A 14998-nucleotide genomic window follows, 5' to 3' on the forward strand; every position below is an offset into this window, starting at 1 on the left:
GCGCCGCGGATCAGAAGCGGAAGACCGACGCGCCCCAGGTAAAGCCGCCACCGACACCTTCGATCAGCACGTGCTGGCCACGCTGGATGCGGCCGTCGCGCACCGCGGTGTCGAACGCCAGCGGGATCGACGCGGCCGACGTGTTGCCGTGCTGGTCGACCGTCACGACCATGCGTTCCTGCGGCAGGCCGAGCTTGCGGCAGGTGCTGGTCATGATGCGGATATTGGCCTGGTGCGGAATCAGCCAGTCGATTTGTTCAGGCGCGAGATTCGCCTTTGCAAGCGCCTCGATCGCAACCTTCTCGAGTACGTTGACCGCGAGCTTGAACACGGCCTGCCCGTCCATGTACAGGAACGCGCTGCCCTCGATCACGCCACGATTCACGTTGCCCGGCGTGCAGAGGATATGCGAATAGCTGCCGTCAGCGTGCAGCGCGCTGCCGAGCACGCCCGGCTCTTCCGACGCGGACAGGATCACCGCGCCCGCGCCGTCGCCGAACAGCACGCAGGTCGTGCGGTCCTTGAAGTCGAGGATGCGCGAGAACGTCTCGGCGCCGACGATCAACGCCGTGCGGTGCTGGCCGCTGCGGATGAAGCTGTCGGCCGTCGCCATCGCATACGCAAAGCCCGAACACACGGCCTGCACGTCGAATGCCGCGCCGCCGTTCTTGATGCCGAGCTTGTTCTGCAGCAGGCATGCGGTGCTCGGGAACACGAAATCGGGGGTCGAAGTCGCGACGATGATCAGGTCGATCGACTGCGGATCGATACCGGCCATTTCGATCGCACGACGCGACGCCTCGAGCGCGAGATCGCTCGTCGTGACGTCCGGCGCGGCGAAATGGCGCGCACGGATACCCGTGCGCGCAACGATCCATTCATCGCTCGTCTCGATGCCTTCCTTCGCGAGACGATCGGTCAACTGCTGGTTCGTGACGCGGTCGGGCGGCAGATAGCTGCCCGTGCCGAGCACGCGGGAATAGAGAGTCGATTGGGCCATTTATGCTTTAGAGGATTGCGCAGCGGAAGGTTCGGCGTGAGGGCCTGCGGCCGGGCTTGCATGGCCCGCGCCGCCCGCGTCGTGCTCGCCGTCGCCGAGCGACGCCGAATTGTCCGCCATCGCGCGCGCGAGGCGCTCCAGCACGCCGTTTTTGACCGCATCATACCCGCGTTTGATCGCCCACTCAAACGCGTAGGCATCGGCCGAACCGTGGCTCTTGATCACGAGGCTCTTCAGCCCCAGCAGCGCCGCGCCGTTGTACTGGCGGTGGTCGACGCGCTTCTTGAAACGCATCAGGACAGGCAGCGCGAGCAGCGCCATCAACCTCGACATCAGCGAACGGCCGAACTCCTCGCGGATGATGTTCGACAGCATCTGCGCGAGCCCCTCGGACGTCTTCAGCGCGACGTTGCCGACGAAGCCGTCGCACACGATCACGTCGACGGTGCCCTTGTAGATGTCGTTGCCCTCCACGTTGCCGCGGAAATTCAGCGTGCTGGCGCGCAGCAGCTCGCCTGCGCGCTTGATCGTGTCGTTGCCCTTGATGACCTCTTCACCGATGTTCAGCAGGCCGATCGTCGGCCGCTCCTTGCCTTCGAGCGCGGCCACCAGTGCGTGCCCCATCTCCGCGAACTGCAGCAGGTGCTGCGGCTCGCAGTCGACGTTCGCGCCGAGGTCCAGCATCATCGTGTAGCCGGTCGGGTTCGGCAGCGCGGACGCGATCGCGGGCCGCTCGATGCCGGGCAGCGTCTTGAGTACGTAACGGGAAACGGCCATCAGCGCGCCGGTATTGCCGGCGGAGATGCAGGCCTGCGCCGCGCCCTCCTTGACGTGGTTGAGCGCGACGCGCATCGAAGAATCCTTCTTCTTGCGCAGCGCCACTTCGACAGGGTCGTCCATCGCTACGACTTCGGTGGCGGGCACGATGGTCAGCGCGGGATCGTCGAGGGCTTTCAGCTTCTTGAGCTGAGCGCGGATCGCGCTTTCGATGCCGACGAGCATCAGGTGCGCATCGGGATGCGCGCGGACGAACTTGACTGCCGCGGGAACGGTCACGGACGGGCCGTGGTCGCCTCCCATGCAATCGATTGTGAGCTTTACGGTCATGGAATGCGACGAATTTCAGGCACAAAAAAGCGGCAGTTGAATGCCGCCTTTTTGTTGAGCCAGGAAAGTGTCAAGCGAACCAGTTGTCACGCGAACGGCGAACGTAGCGCGCAACGCGTGACTTGACGCTTAGTCGTTCTTCGTCTTGACGACTTTCTTGCCGCGATAGTAGCCGTTCGGGCTGACGTGGTGACGCAGGTGCACTTCACCCGTGCTCGGCTCGACTGCCAGCGGCGTTGCCGTCAGGAAATCGTGCGAACGATGCATGCCGCGCTTCGACGGCGACTTCTTGTTTTGCTGGACTGCCATGACTAACTCCTAAATAATTTTCCGGATTCTAACACAGCCCGATCCGGCGCTTAACTACCCTGGCCCAAAGCCCTTACGCCTTCCCGCGCCACAACTGCTTAGTGTTTCTTGGTGCCGTCACCGTCCTTCTTCAGCGCTTGCAGCGCTGCGAACGGATTCGGCCGTTTGCCTTCGTCCGCGGCTTCGTCGGACTCTTCGCCCGCCTCTTCCTCAGGACCGCTCGCACCCGACACGAGGCTTTCGTGAACTGCCGGGCAAACCTCGTGCCTGGGCACGAGCGGCAACGAAAGCAGCAACTCCTCTTCGATCAAGTCGACGAGATCGAACTGGCGTGAGCCCACGATCACATCGGCTTCATCGTCGTCGAGCGGAAATTCTTCAGCTTCTTCTTCGGTCGCGACGACGCGGTACACCATGTCGACGCCGAACGTCTGGTCGTACGGGGTCATGCAGCGCTGGCACGTGAGCCACGCCTGGCCATGCACCGCGAGGCGCAGATACGGCTGCTGCCCATCGGCGCCGTCGTCCTGCAATTCCTTCTGCGTGAACCCTTCCGCCTGCCACGTGAAGACCGTGTCGCGATCTGGCGCGTCCGCCGGCACTTCGTTTAACATGCGCGGCAGTTGCGAGAGGCGCACCGCCCCTGCTGCCTGTCGCCCGCTGCGGGCGAACTCGAACAGGTCGACCGCGTGCGGATCAAGCGGCGCCGCAGGTTTGCCAGAAGAAGTGTTCATGTGCGCTCCTGCCTACAGGCTGACTTGCGGGATCCGGCTTGGCGCCGCTCACTCACGTACGGGTACGTATTTACTTCCGAAGACCCGGCAGGCGCCACCACGGAAGCCTGCCGACGAAAAGCGGGAAAGCATACCTGTTTTACCTTTTGCGGTCAATCACTTAAGCTTGCGTCCGCACAACACCCGACGACTCACCGATCCAACCGACCATGCCGGATACCGTTTGCCGCCCGCCGCGGCTGATTCTTGCCTCCAGTTCCCGCTACCGCCGCACGCTCCTCGAGCGCCTCGGCGTGCCGTTCGACGTCGTGTCGCCCGACCTCGACGAAACCCCGCTCGACGACGAAACTCCGGCCTCGACCGCCCTGCGCCTCGCCGGCGCGAAAGCGCGCGCCGTCGCCGCGACGATCGACGCGCCGGACGGCGTGCTCGTGATCGGGTCGGATCAGGTCGCGACCTTCGACGGGCTCCAGATCGGCAAGCCCGGCACGCACCAGCGCGCGCTCGCGCAACTCGTGTCGATGCGGGGCCGCGAAGTCGAATTCCACAGCGCACTCTGCCTGTACGACAGCCGCACGGGCGAGGCGCAGGTCGAGGACATCATCACGCGCGTGCGCTTCCGCTCCCTGCCCGAGGCCGAACTCGACGCGTACCTGCGCGCGGAAACGCCGTACGACGTCGCCGGCAGCGCGAAATCCGAAGGGCTCGGCATCGCGCTGCTCGACGCGATCGACTCGGACGACCCGACCGCGCTCGTCGGCCTGCCGCTGATCGCGCTCACGCGGATGCTGCGTGCCGTCGAATATCCGCTGTTTGCAACCATCCGTGGAGACCGCGCATGACGGCCGGCACGCTTTATCTCGTCCCGAACACGCTTGGCGAGGGCGACGAATCGATGCTCGCCGCCGTGCTGCCCGCGGCCGTGCAGGCACGCGCCGGCACGCTCGGCTATTACATCGGCGAGAACGCGAAAACGACGCGCGTCTTTCTGAAGAAGATCGGCACGACGCGTCCGATCCAGGAAATCGAGATCCGCGAGCTGAACGTCAATACGCCGGCCGGCGAAATCGACCGCCTGCTCGCGCCCGTGCTGGCCGGCGCGGACGCCGGCCTCGTGTCCGAGGCCGGCTGCCCGGCCGTCGCCGATCCCGGCGCATTGCTGGTACGCCGCGCGCACGAGCGCGGCGTAAAGGTCGTGCCGCTCGTCGGACCGAGTTCGATCCTGCTCGCGCTGATGGCGTCGGGCCTGAACGGCCAGAGCTTCGCGTTCAACGGCTACCTGCCGGTCGACGCGGCCGCGCGCGCGAAACGCCTGCGCGAACTCGAGCAGCTGTCGCGCAAGGCGCGCCAGACGCAGATCTTCATCGAGACGCCGTACCGGAATCACGCGATGCTCGACACGCTGATTGCGACCTGCGCGCCGTCTACGCAGATCTGCGTCGCGGCCGACCTGACCCTCGCGACCGAAACGATCGCGAGCCGCACCGTGGCGGACTGGAAAAAGGCGCCTGCGCCGAATCTGCACAAGCGTCCTGCGATCTTCCTGCTGCTCGCGAACTGAAACCGCGGCCGGCCGGCGGGCCATCATGGCCCGCCAGACGCCGGTCAGCGCAGGCTGAACGACGCGCCGCCGGCCGTCAGAGCCTTCATCGCGGCGCCGCCGACGGCGGCGCCGAACTTGCGTGCGACGCGGTTCGTCAGACTTTCCTTCACCGTATAGTCGACGAGATCGGGCGCCTTCAGCACGTCGCGCGCGACCGTGTCGGTCGTGCCGTAGCCGTCGGCAAGCCCGAGTTCGACGCTCTTCTCGCCGGTCCAGAACAGGCCGGAGAACATGTCGGGCGTCTCATGCAGACGCTTGCCGCGGCCCTCCTTCACGGCCTTGATGAACTGCGCGTGCACCTGGTCGAGCAGCGCCTGCGCATGCGCGTCCATCTTCGGCGTCTCCGGCGAGAACGGATCGTAGAAACCCTTGTTTTCGCCCGACGTGTGCAGGCGCCGATCGACACCGAGCTTGCCCATCAGCCCGGTGAAGCCGAAACCGTCCATCAGCACGCCGATCGACCCGACGATGCTCGCCTTGTCGACGAAGATCTTGTCGGCCGCGGCCGCGATGTAATAGCCGCCCGACGCGCACATGTCGGTCACGACGACGTACAGCGGCTTGTCCGGATGCTTCGCGCGCAGCCGCCGGATCTCGTCGTAGACCATACCGGCCTGCACGGGGCTGCCGCCCGGGCTGTTGATCCGCAGCACGACGCCGACCGTGCCGTCGTCGTCGAACGCGGAGCCGAGCGCCGTGTTGATGTCTTCGGCATTCGCATTGACGCCGGCCGCAATCTCGCCGTCGATCGTCACGAGCGCCGTATGCCGCCCGCTCGTCGATAGTTTCGAATCGCTCGAGAAATCGATCAGCGCGAACGCGAGCAGCACGAACACGCCCAGGAACGCGAAGCGGAAGAAAATCTTCCAGCGCCGCGCCGCGCGCTGTTCCTTCACGGCCGCGAGCGCGATCCGCTCGAGCGCCGCGCGCTCCCAGTTCGGTTCGCGGCTGTCGGGACGGGAGGAGGAGTCGGGGGAATTCGGTTGGTCGGACATGCGGTGTTGTCGTCAGTCGGTCGTGGCGGGAGCGGCAGGACGCAGGTCGGCGTCGGGCACCCAGAATACCGCACGCCCGTCGGGCGTGTCGCGTTCGTCGACCTCGACCGGCCGCAGGCGGCCGCCGCGGCACGGGCCGCCGACGCACTTGCCGGTATCCGGCGCGTAGATCGCGCCGTGCGTCGCGCACATCAGGTACAGGCCCGACGACTCGAAGAACTGCCCTTCGGACCAGTCGAGCTCCATCGGCACGTGTGCGCAGCGATTCAGGTAACCGTATGCGCGACCGTCGTAGCGCACGAAGAACACGACGGCCTGCTCGCCGCGCAACGTCGCGTCGACGCGCACGCCGGCGCCGCCGTCGGCCAGCGCGTCCGATGCGCACACGCGCACGGCGTCCGGCGCCGCGCTCATGCGTGCTCCCGCAGCCACGCGGCCAGCGCGTCGACGTCCGGCGCGACGAAGCGCGGCGCGAGCGCAGCCAGCGCGTCGGCCGTGTGCGCGCCGTATGCGACACCGACGCCGGCCGCTCCGGCGCTCGCGGCCATCTGCAGGTCATGCGTCGTGTCGCCGATCATCACGGTGCGCGCGAGGTCCTGCCCCAATTCCCGGGACAACTCGTGCAGCATCGCCGGATGCGGCTTCGAGAACGTCTCGTCCGCGCAGCGCGTCGCGTCGAACAGGCTCGTCAGCTTCGACTGGTCAAGCACGCGGTTCAGCCCGACCCGCCCCTTGCCGGTTGCAACGGCGAGCAGGTAGCCCGTATCGCGCAACTCGGCGAGCAGCTCGCGCACGCCGGCGAACAGCTCGATGCGCTGGTCGTCGAGCAGATAGTGATAACGGTAGCGCTCGGCCAGCCGCGGATAGTCGGACGGATCGAGGGTCGGAGCGGTAACCTGCAGCGCATCGCGCAGGCCGAGGCCGATCACGTAGCGCGACGCCTCGTCGGATGGCGTGGGCAGGCCGAGATCGCGGCATGCGGCCTGGATGCTGTGCGCGATGTGCGCAGTCGAATCCATCAGCGTGCCGTCCCAGTCGAAGACGATCAGGTCAAATTGCTGTCGAGCCATGCGGTTCAGGCGGTATCGCGCAGTGCGCTGAGTTGGTCGAGGAAGCGCCGGCATTCGTCCGGCAGCGGCGCATCGAACTGCAGCGCCTCGCCGGTCAGCGGATGGTTGAGCCGCAGCCGGTGCGCGTGCAGGAACATCCGTTTCAACGACGGCTGCGCATTCGCGCGCGCCAGCGCCTTGTTCAGTGCGAAATCGCCATACTTGGCGTCGCCGGCGATCGGCAGGCCGAGATGCGCGAGGTGCACGCGGATCTGATGGGTGCGACCCGTTTTGAGTTCCGCTTCGACGAGCGCGTAGTCGGGCCAGCGGTCGACGAGGTTGAACACCGTATGCGACGGCAGTCCGTCGTCCTGCACGCGCACGCGGCGCTCCCCTTCCGGGGTCGAATACTTGAACAGCGGCACCTTTACCGCGCGGCGGCGCCCCCAGTCGGGCTGCCATTCGCCGTGGACGCATGCGAAGTAACGTTTGTCCATCCGGTTCTCGCGGATCTGTTCGTGCAGGCCCACGAGCGCCGTGCGTTTCTTCGCGAGCATCAGGATCCCGGACGTCTCGCGGTCGAGCCGGTGCACGAGTTCGAGGAATTTCGCGCGCGGGTGCGCCTGGCGCATCTGCTCGATCACGCCGAACGCGACGCCGCTGCCGCCGTGCACGGCGACCCCGGCCGGCTTGTCGATGACGAGCATCGCGTCATCCTCGTACAGCACGTCGAAATTCGCGGGCGGCACGATGGGCGTGTCGGCACGCGCGAGGTCCGCCGCCGCCACGCGCACGGGCGGCACGCGGACGACGTCGCCGAGCGCGAGACGGTACTGCGCATCGATCCGGCCCTTGTTCACGCGCACTTCGCCGCTGCGGAGGATCCGGTAAATATGGCTTTTCGGCACGCCTTTACAGACGCGCAACAGGAAGTTGTCGATCCGCTGACCGGCCGAGTTTTCATCGATCTCGATCATCGATACCTGGCCGCTTGCGACCGAATTCTGGGATATTTTGCCTAACTCATTCATACTGAATATAATTTTGCCCAGCCTGACGTTGAGGGTGGCCTGACCGGCCGGCCCCGACCGAGTCGGGCAAGGTGCAAGCGGAAACCATTATTTTACTTGCGCCGGGGGTCCGCTGCTCGCCCCTAATCAAAGAGATGCAGCAAGTTGCACGCACGGCGCCGCCCGTCGGCAAGGATCGCGCCCACAGGCGGATTCGGTCGGCAAGGCGCCGCGGTAACGGAAAGTTGGTTGAAAAGAATTTGATCGGCAGCCCGACGGCGCGAAGTGCGTCCGCAGGCTGCCGGTTGCGAAAATTACGGCGTTGCGCCCGATTTGGCCCCGCGAAGCGTGCGGGGCTTGGCGACGTCAAACCAGGGAAGTACACCCCAAGCGGGAAAGTCGGGCTGGATTCGATACTCCCCGCTGCGGCCCAAGCCGCAGCATCTGCCGCCAGCCGGCGCGCGCGACCCATTGCGCGCGCCCGTGGCAATGCCCGGACTCAGGCTTAGCGCGCTTTTTTGCAGCGTGCGGTGTGTGAACGCCGTGCTTTGAAGCCGTATTCGCAGGTGCCCTACGGCCGCCGGCCCCGTCTTTCGGGCCCAAGCGCCTCTTCAGGCAATTCTCCCCGCCATCGTTCCCGCTCCAGCGTGCTTGTGACAACACAACAAGGTGCGGCCTGCCGTCGTTCCCGCCCTCGCGACTGACAACCGCGAGGCGTCGGCTGCGGAGCCGCCTGGAGTCGTTCATGAAACGCATGCTGTTCAATGCGACGCAGCAGGAGGAGCTGCGCGTCGCCATCGTCGATGGGCAAAAGCTCATCGACATCGACATCGAGACAGCCGGGCGCGAACAGCGCAAAGGCAATATCTACAAAGGTGTCGTCACCCGCATCGAGCCGTCGCTCGAAGCGTGCTTCGTCAACTACGGCGAAGATCGCCACGGCTTCCTGCCGTTCAAGGAAGTCGCCCGCCAGTACTTCAAGGAAGGCATCGACATGCGCTCCGCGCGCATCCAGGATGCCCTGCGCGAAGGCCAGGAGCTGATCGTCCAGGTCGAGAAGGAAGAGCGTGGCAACAAGGGCGCCGCCCTCACGACCTTCATCTCGCTCGCCGGCCGCTACCTGGTGCTGATGCCGAACAATCCGCGCGGCGGCGGTGTATCGCGCCGGATCGAGGGCGACGAGCGCCAGGAACTGCGCGAAACGATGTCGCAACTGCAGATTCCGGACGGCATGAGCATGATCGCCCGCACCGCGGGCATCGGCCGCAGCGCCGAGGAACTGCAGTGGGACCTGAACTACCTGCTGCAACTGTGGCGCGCGATCGAAGCGGCGTCGCAAAGCGGCAACTCCGGCCAGCCGATGCTGATCTACCTGGAATCGAGCCTCGTGATCCGCGCGATCCGGGACTATTTCCAGCCCGATATCGGCGAAATCCTGATCGACACGACCGAGATCCACGATCAGGCCCGTGCGTTCATGGACATCGTGATGCCGGACAACGTGTCGAAGGTGAAGCGCTACCACGACGACGTGCCGCTGTTCTCCCGCTTCCAGATCGAGCACCAGATCGAAACGGCGTACTCGCGCACGGTGCCGCTGCCGTCCGGCGGCGCGATCGTAATCGACCATACCGAAGCGCTCGTCGCGATCGACGTGAACTCGGCGCGCGCGACCAAGGGCGCGGACATCGAGGAAACGGCGACCCGCACGAACCTCGAAGCGGCCGACGAAGTCGCCCGCCAGCTCCGCCTGCGCGACCTCGGCGGCCTGATCGTGATCGATTTCATCGACATGGAATCGGCGAAGAGCCAGCGCGAAGTCGAGCAGCGCCTGAAAGACGCGCTCAAGCATGACCGTGCACGCGTGCAGATGGGCAAGATCTCCCGCTTCGGCCTGATGGAGCTGTCGCGCCAGCGCCTGCGCCCGGCCCTGTCGGAAGGCAGCCACGTGACCTGCCCGCGCTGTAACGGCACCGGCCACATCCGCGATACCGAATCGTCCGCGCTGCAGGTCCTGCGGATCATTCAGGAAGAAGCGATGAAGGAAAACACCGCGGCGATCCACTGCCAGGTGCCGGTCGAGGTGACCGCCTTCCTGCTCAACGAAAAGCGTCAGGAAATCAACAAGATCGAGTCGCGCTTCAAGGTCGGCATCGTGCTGATCCCGAACAAGCACCTCGATACGCCGCACTACAAGCTCGAGCGCCTGCGCCACGACGACGCGCGCCTCGACGATCCGCGCGCGTCCTGGAAGATGGCCGAGGAAGCTGCCCGCGAACTCGAGTCGGAAACCGGCTACAGCAAGCGCACGGCAGAAGTGAAGCCGAAGCAGGAAGCCGCGGTCAAGGGCATCACGCCCGAGCGCCCGGCCCCGAGCCCGGCGCCGCAGCGCCCGGTCGAGCCCGTTCCGGCCCCCGCACCTGTCGCCGCGGCAAGCGGCGGTTTCATCGGCTGGCTGAAGGGCCTGTTCGGCATGTCGCCGGCTCCGGCGCCCGCACCGGTTGCTCCGGCACCGGCGAAGGAACAGGCGGCCCGCCCGGCTCGCGAGCGTACCGAGAAGACCGAGCAGCGCGGCGGCGATCGCAACCGCAACCGTCGCGGCGGCGCCCAGCAGGCGCAAGGCGGGCGCGACCAGGCAGCAGCAGGCCGTGGTCAGCCGCAACGCCTGGAGCGCGAAGGCAAGGAAGCGCGCGAACCGCGTGAAGGCCGTGAGCCGCGCGAGGGTCGCGAGCCGCGTGAAGGTCGCGAAATCCGCGAAGGTCGTGAGGGCCGCGAAGGTCGCGAGGGCCGTGGCCAGCGCGAAGGTCGCGAACCGCGCGAGCCGCGTGAAAGCCGTGAGCCGCGTGAACCGCGCGAGAACCGCGAACCGCGCGAGCGTGCCGAGCAGCCGGAAGGCGTCGACGCAGCAGGTCGTGGCGAGCGCCAGGAACGCGGCGAGCGTCGCGAGCGCGGCGAACGCCGCAAGCCGACCCAGCATGCGGCCACGCTCGAAACCGTCACCCGTGGCGAAAACCATCCGGAAGCGGAAACCGACAAGGCCGTTGCAGAAGCCCTGCCCGGTGCCGAGCTGGCAGCCGATGCGGAAGCCGGCGCGCGTGACGGCGAGGAACGTCGCCGCCGCCGTCGCGGCCGCCGCGGCGGTCGTCGCGAGCGCGACGAAGACGGCGCAGTCGTCGACCAGGCCGAGCAAGACCCGAATGGCGAAGCCTCAGCGCAAACCGTGACGCCGGAAGCACCGGCCGCTGCCGAACCGGCCCACATGGCCGCACCGGCAGTCGTCGCGGCCGTGGCAGGCGCCGTCGTCGTCGAAGCAGCGGTCGAGCAGCATGCTGCGCCGGCCGCTGCCGAAGCTCAGCCGGCACCGGCACACGCCGAAGCGGCTCCGGCCGCTCCGGTCGAGCCCGCGCTCGCCGTCGAGGCGGCTGCAGAACCGGCACCGGTCGCACCGGCCGTCGACATGGAAGCCGGTCCGGCTCCGGTCGCGGTTTCGCCGACCGATGCGTTCGAAGTGCCGACAGTACCGGCAGCAGCGCCGGCCGCTGTCGAGGCGCCGCAGTCCACGCCCGTCGAGCAGGCCGCACCGGCCGTAACGACCGAAGCCGCTCCGCCGGCTGTCGAGCCGGCGCATGTCGAAGCGGCACCGGTCGAGGCCGTTGCAGCACCGGCCCCTGCCCCCGCGCAACCGGCAGCCGCGCCCGCTTCGGCGAGCCTGGATGTCGTGCTGGAGCAGGCCGGTCTCGTCTGGGTGAACACGGACGCCGACAAGTTCGCCGCTGCGCAGGAAGCCGCATCGCGCCTCCCGCGTCCGGCCCGCGTGCCGCGCGAACGCAAGGTGCTGCCGCCGGTCGATACGGCCCCGATGCAGCAGGTCGAAACGACGCACCACTGACCGGCACATCGCCCGACCAGGAAAAGCCCGCCTCCGGCGGGCTTTTTCACGTCCATGCTGCGGGTTTCCGCCCACCGGACCCGGGCGGCCGCTTGCGGCTAAAATACAAGTCTGGCTCGCACTTCTTTCAACATGTCCCGACGCATCATTCCTCTCGCCGACGTCAGCGGGATGCCGGACGTCTCCGGCGTCGCGCATGCCCCCGACGGCACGCTGGCCGACACGTTCGCCAGGCCGCTGCGCGACCTGCGCATTTCGGTGACGGACCGCTGCAATTTCCGCTGCGTGTACTGCATGCCGCGCGCGGTCTTCGACAAGGACTACCCGTTCCTGCCGCACAGCGCGCTGCTCACGCACGAGGAAATCGAACGCGTGGCGCGACTCTTTGTCGCACACGGCGTCGAGAAGATCCGCATCACGGGCGGCGAGCCGCTGCTGCGCAAGAATCTCGAATTCCTGATCGAGCGCCTCGCGCGCCTGACAACGCATGACGGCCGCCCGCTCGACCTGACGCTGACGACCAACGGCTCGCTGCTCGCGCGCAAGGCCCGCGCGCTGAAGGACGCCGGGCTCACACGCGTGACGGTCAGCCTCGACGCGCTCGACGATACGCTGTTCAAGCGCATGAACGACGCCGAGTTCGCGAGCGCCGACGTGCTCGACGGCATCTTCGCGGCCCAGGCCGCCGGCCTCGCGCCGGTCAAGGTCAACATGGTCGTGAAGCGCGGTACCAACGACGGCGAGATCCTGCCGATGGCCGAGCGCTTCCGCGGCACCGGCGTGATCCTGCGCTTCATCGAATACATGGACGTCGGCACGTCGAACGGCTGGAACATGACCGAGGTGCTGCCGTCGGCGGACGTCGTTGCGCGGATCGCCGAACATTTCCCGCTCGTGCCGCTCGACGCGCACACGGCGGCCGAAACCGCGCAACGCTGGGGTTATGCGGACGGCAGCGGCGAGATCGGCGTGATCTCGAGCGTCACGCACGCCTTCTGCGGCGACTGTACGCGCGCGCGGCTGTCGACCGAAGGCAAGCTGTACCTGTGCCTGTTCGCGTCGACGGGCCACGACCTGCGCGCGCTCGTGCGCGGCGGCGCAAGCGACGCCGAGATCGCGACCGCGATCGCCCGCATCTGGCAGGCGCGCACCGACCGCTATTCGCAACTGCGCGGCAGCGCGTCGGCCGAACCCGCGCCCGACGGCGCCGGCAAGCGCGTCGAAATGTCGTATATCGGCGGCTGACGCACGCCGCCCTTTCCGCCTTCGCACGATGCCCGTTTCCGCCTCTCCCTCGATCGCCGGCCTGCTGCTCGCAGGCGGGCGCGCCACGCGCATGGACGGCGTCGACAAGGGCCTGCAACTGCTCGACGGTACGCCGCTCGCGCTGCACGTGCTGCGCCGGCTCTCGCCGCAGGTCGACGAGACGCTGATCAGCGCGAATCGCCACGCCGATCGTTATGCGGAGCTCGGTGCGCCGTTCGACGCACGCGTCGTCGCGGACGAAACACCCGATTTCCCCGGCCCGCTCGCGGGTCTGCTCGCCGGCATGCGGGCCGCGCGCGCGCCGCTCGTCGCGTGTTCGCCGTGCGATACGCCGTTTCTGCCCGCCGACCTGGTCGCGCGGCTGCATGCCGCGCTCGACGCGCAGCAGGCCGACATCGCGATGGCGGTCACTGTCGATGCGCAGCAGGCGCGCTCGCCACAGCCGACGTTCGCGCTGCTGCGCACGGCGCTGGCCGACGATCTCGCCTCGCGGCTTGCCGCCGGCGACCGCAAGGTGCGTGCGTGGTACGCACGCCACAAGACGGTCGAAGTCGAGTTTCGCGACGAGCGTGCGTTTTACAATGCCAACTCCTGGCAGGAACTCGCCGCGCTGGCTCGTCGCTGACGGCGCCCGCGCCGTTCCCGCCCGGCGTCCACCGCACGCGAAACCCGCGCCCAGGCACCCTCCTCGCGCCACCGGCCACGAACCCGATACGCCTCGCGGCGCAGTCCGACTGATGATCACGCAATCCTCGCCCGCCTCCCGAACCGCACCCGATTCCGATGCCCCGCTGTCGCTTGCCGACGCGCAGGCGCTCGCGTGCCGCTTCGCGGTGCCTGTCGACGCGTGCGACACGGTGACGCTGCGCGACGCGCTCGACCGCGTGCTTGCGGCCGACGTGAACGCACCGTTCGACATTCCCGCGTACGACAACTCGGCGATGGACGGTTATGCGTTCGACGGCAGCGCCGGCGCGCACGCGGCGCCGCAGGGGGACGTCGCGCTGACGGTCGCCGGCACCGCGTTCGCGGGCCATCCGTTCGACGGCGCCGTGGCGGCCGGTTCATGCGTGCGCATCATGACGGGCGCACCGATGCCGGCCGGATGCAATACGGTGATTCCGCAGGAACGCGTGCGTGTCGACGGCGACACGATCCGCTTCGCCGCGCACGACGTCGCGCACGGCGCGAACTGCCGCAAGGCCGGCGAGGATCTCGCGCGCGGCGCCTGCGCGCTCGCCGCGGGCCGCATCCTGCGGCCGTCCGATCTTGGCCTGCTCGCGTCATTCGGCTTCACCGACGTCACGGTGCGCCGGCGCGTGCGCGTCGCCGTGTTCTCGACCGGCGACGAACTGCGCGAGCCCGGCGAACCGCTCGGTCGCGGTGCGCTGTATGACAGCAACCGCGGGATGCTGATCGCGATGCTCGAAAGGCTGCACGTCGACGCGATCGATCTCGGGATTGTCCGCGACGACCCGGCCGCGCTCGAAGCCGCGTTGCGCGACGCCGTCGCCGCGCAGGCCGATGCGGTGATCACGTCGGGCGGCGTATCGGTCGGTGAAGCCGACTTCACGCGCGACGTGATGGCACGGCTCGGCGACGTCACGTTCGCGAGCCTCGCGCTGCGGCCCGGCCGGCCGCTCGCGTGCGGCACGCTCGCACGTGCGCCCGGTGGCGCCGGTCACGCGCTGTTCTTCGGGCTGCCCGGCAATCCGGTCGCGTCCGCCGTGACGTTCTACGCGATCGTGCGCCCCGCGCTGCTGAAGCTGGCCGGCGCGCAGACGCCGCCGCCGGCGATGTACACGGCGCTCAGCACGCATGCGCTGAAGACGCGTGCGGGCCGCACCGAATACCTGCGCGGCATCGCGACGCGCGCCGCCGACGGCCGCTGGCACGTCGCGCCGGCCGGTTCGCAGAGTTCCGCGTCGCTGAGCGGCCTCTCGGCCGCCAACTGTTTCATCGTCCTGAGCCACGATACCGCGGCAGTCGACGCGGGCACTCCGGTCGACATCCTGCCGCTCGACGGCCTGATCTGA

General features: G+C 67.8%; 14 protein-coding genes. 6 read left to right on the plus strand and 8 right to left on the minus strand.

Translation table 11 applies throughout. The features are described 5' to 3' along the window. Positions 1–10: 10 nt before the first annotated feature. From ACNQQL_RS07625 to ACNQQL_RS07640, 4 genes are all read right to left on the minus strand, one after another. Positions 11–1000, minus strand: coding sequence for a beta-ketoacyl-ACP synthase III (locus ACNQQL_RS07625; RefSeq protein WP_072436005.1), 990 nt, complete (start codon positions 998–1000; stop codon positions 11–13). After that, positions 1001–2107, minus strand: a complete 1107-nt coding sequence (gene plsX / locus ACNQQL_RS07630; RefSeq protein ID WP_034183092.1) for a phosphate acyltransferase PlsX — start codon at positions 2105–2107, stop codon at positions 1001–1003. A gap of 129 nt (positions 2108–2236) precedes the next feature. Then, positions 2237–2416 carry a 50S ribosomal protein L32 gene (gene rpmF / locus ACNQQL_RS07635; protein WP_006759765.1) on the minus strand — a complete coding sequence of 60 codons (180 nt, stop codon included), beginning with the start codon at positions 2414–2416 and terminating at the stop codon, positions 2237–2239. Positions 2417–2514: 98 nt separating this feature from the next. Beyond that, positions 2515–3150, minus strand: a complete 636-nt coding sequence (locus ACNQQL_RS07640; protein ID WP_347063743.1) for a DUF177 domain-containing protein — start codon at positions 3148–3150, stop codon at positions 2515–2517. 209 nt (positions 3151–3359) lie between these two features. Here ACNQQL_RS07640 and ACNQQL_RS07645 point away from each other — a divergent pair, with 209 nt between their 5' ends. Both ACNQQL_RS07645 and ACNQQL_RS07650 read left to right on the plus strand, forming a co-directional pair. Continuing rightward, complete coding sequence (locus tag ACNQQL_RS07645) at positions 3360–3992, plus strand: Maf-like protein (RefSeq protein ID WP_347063744.1); 633 nt, start codon at positions 3360–3362, stop codon at positions 3990–3992. Further along, the gene (locus tag ACNQQL_RS07650; RefSeq protein WP_034183089.1) at positions 3989–4711 is read left to right on the plus strand and encodes an SAM-dependent methyltransferase; all 723 of its coding nucleotides are present in this window, start codon (positions 3989–3991) and stop codon (positions 4709–4711) included. The genes ACNQQL_RS07645 and ACNQQL_RS07650 overlap by 4 nt, the downstream gene beginning before the upstream one ends. Before the next feature lie 44 nt (positions 4712–4755). Here the strand turns inward: ACNQQL_RS07650 and ACNQQL_RS07655 are convergent, their stop codons facing one another. The 4 genes from ACNQQL_RS07655 to ACNQQL_RS07670 are packed head-to-tail and all read right to left on the minus strand — an operon-like array spanning position 4756 to position 7828. Beyond that, a complete protein-coding gene (locus ACNQQL_RS07655) occupies positions 4756–5748 on the minus strand; it encodes a S49 family peptidase (protein WP_347063745.1) in 993 nt (330 codons plus the stop codon). A 12-nt stretch (positions 5749–5760) separates the two neighbouring features. Beyond that, the gene (locus ACNQQL_RS07660; protein WP_034183087.1) at positions 5761–6162 is read right to left on the minus strand and encodes a Rieske (2Fe-2S) protein; all 402 of its coding nucleotides are present in this window, start codon (positions 6160–6162) and stop codon (positions 5761–5763) included. Beyond that, entirely contained in the window at positions 6159–6818 is a 660-nt protein-coding gene (locus ACNQQL_RS07665; protein ID WP_072436010.1) for an HAD-IA family hydrolase, read from the minus strand. Before ACNQQL_RS07665 ends, ACNQQL_RS07660 begins: the two co-directional genes overlap by 4 nt. A gap of 5 nt (positions 6819–6823) precedes the next feature. Continuing rightward, a complete protein-coding gene (locus ACNQQL_RS07670) occupies positions 6824–7828 on the minus strand; it encodes an RluA family pseudouridine synthase (RefSeq protein ID WP_072436011.1) in 1005 nt (334 codons plus the stop codon). Between the two features lie 724 nt (positions 7829–8552). On the opposite strand from ACNQQL_RS07670, the gene ACNQQL_RS07675 reads away from it, so the two are divergent. The 4 genes from ACNQQL_RS07675 to glp all read left to right on the plus strand — a co-directional run bounded on the left by ACNQQL_RS07675 (position 8553) and on the right by glp (position 14998). Beyond that, the gene (locus ACNQQL_RS07675) at positions 8553–11696 is read left to right on the plus strand and encodes an Rne/Rng family ribonuclease (protein ID WP_347063746.1); all 3144 of its coding nucleotides are present in this window, start codon (positions 8553–8555) and stop codon (positions 11694–11696) included. 132 nt (positions 11697–11828) lie between these two features. Then, complete coding sequence (moaA, locus tag ACNQQL_RS07680; protein WP_347063747.1) at positions 11829–12941, plus strand: GTP 3',8-cyclase MoaA; 1113 nt, start codon at positions 11829–11831, stop codon at positions 12939–12941. 28 nt (positions 12942–12969) lie between these two features. After that, a complete protein-coding gene (mobA, locus tag ACNQQL_RS07685; protein ID WP_347063748.1) occupies positions 12970–13587 on the plus strand; it encodes a molybdenum cofactor guanylyltransferase MobA in 618 nt (205 codons plus the stop codon). Between the two features lie 112 nt (positions 13588–13699). Beyond that, positions 13700–14998: a gephyrin-like molybdotransferase Glp gene (gene glp / locus ACNQQL_RS07690; RefSeq protein WP_347063749.1), complete on the plus strand. Its 1299-nt coding sequence runs from the start codon at positions 13700–13702 to the stop codon at positions 14996–14998.

Origin of the sequence: Burkholderia sp. LFS061 (assembly GCF_047978125.1) — a bacterium.
GTDB classification, from domain to species: domain Bacteria; phylum Pseudomonadota; class Gammaproteobacteria; order Burkholderiales; family Burkholderiaceae; genus Burkholderia; species Burkholderia pyrrocinia_C.

Excerpts from the sequence above, each read along its gene's own strand:
- ACNQQL_RS07655 (WP_347063745.1), bottom strand. The coding sequence starts at position 5,748 with ATGTCCGACCAACCGAATTCCCCCGACTCCTCCTCCCGTCCCGACAGC.
- ACNQQL_RS07675 (WP_347063746.1), top strand. The coding sequence starts at position 8,553 with ATGAAACGCATGCTGTTCAATGCGACGCAGCAGGAGGAGCTGCGCGTC.
- ACNQQL_RS07660 (WP_034183087.1), bottom strand. The coding sequence starts at position 6,162 with ATGAGCGCGGCGCCGGACGCCGTGCGCGTGTGCGCATCGGACGCGCTG.
- ACNQQL_RS07670 (WP_072436011.1), bottom strand. The coding sequence starts at position 7,828 with ATGAATGAGTTAGGCAAAATATCCCAGAATTCGGTCGCAAGCGGCCAG.
- ACNQQL_RS07665 (WP_072436010.1), bottom strand. The coding sequence starts at position 6,818 with ATGGCTCGACAGCAATTTGACCTGATCGTCTTCGACTGGGACGGCACG.
- ACNQQL_RS07625 (WP_072436005.1), bottom strand. The coding sequence starts at position 1,000 with ATGGCCCAATCGACTCTCTATTCCCGCGTGCTCGGCACGGGCAGCTAT.
- moaA (WP_347063747.1), top strand. The coding sequence starts at position 11,829 with ATGTCCCGACGCATCATTCCTCTCGCCGACGTCAGCGGGATGCCGGAC.
- mobA (WP_347063748.1), top strand. The coding sequence starts at position 12,970 with ATGCCCGTTTCCGCCTCTCCCTCGATCGCCGGCCTGCTGCTCGCAGGC.
- ACNQQL_RS07640 (WP_347063743.1), bottom strand. The coding sequence starts at position 3,150 with ATGAACACTTCTTCTGGCAAACCTGCGGCGCCGCTTGATCCGCACGCG.
- plsX (WP_034183092.1), bottom strand. The coding sequence starts at position 2,107 with ATGACCGTAAAGCTCACAATCGATTGCATGGGAGGCGACCACGGCCCG.
- rpmF (WP_006759765.1), bottom strand. The coding sequence starts at position 2,416 with ATGGCAGTCCAGCAAAACAAGAAGTCGCCGTCGAAGCGCGGCATGCAT.
- glp (WP_347063749.1), top strand. The coding sequence starts at position 13,700 with ATGATCACGCAATCCTCGCCCGCCTCCCGAACCGCACCCGATTCCGAT.
- ACNQQL_RS07650 (WP_034183089.1), top strand. The coding sequence starts at position 3,989 with ATGACGGCCGGCACGCTTTATCTCGTCCCGAACACGCTTGGCGAGGGC.
- ACNQQL_RS07645 (WP_347063744.1), top strand. The coding sequence starts at position 3,360 with ATGCCGGATACCGTTTGCCGCCCGCCGCGGCTGATTCTTGCCTCCAGT.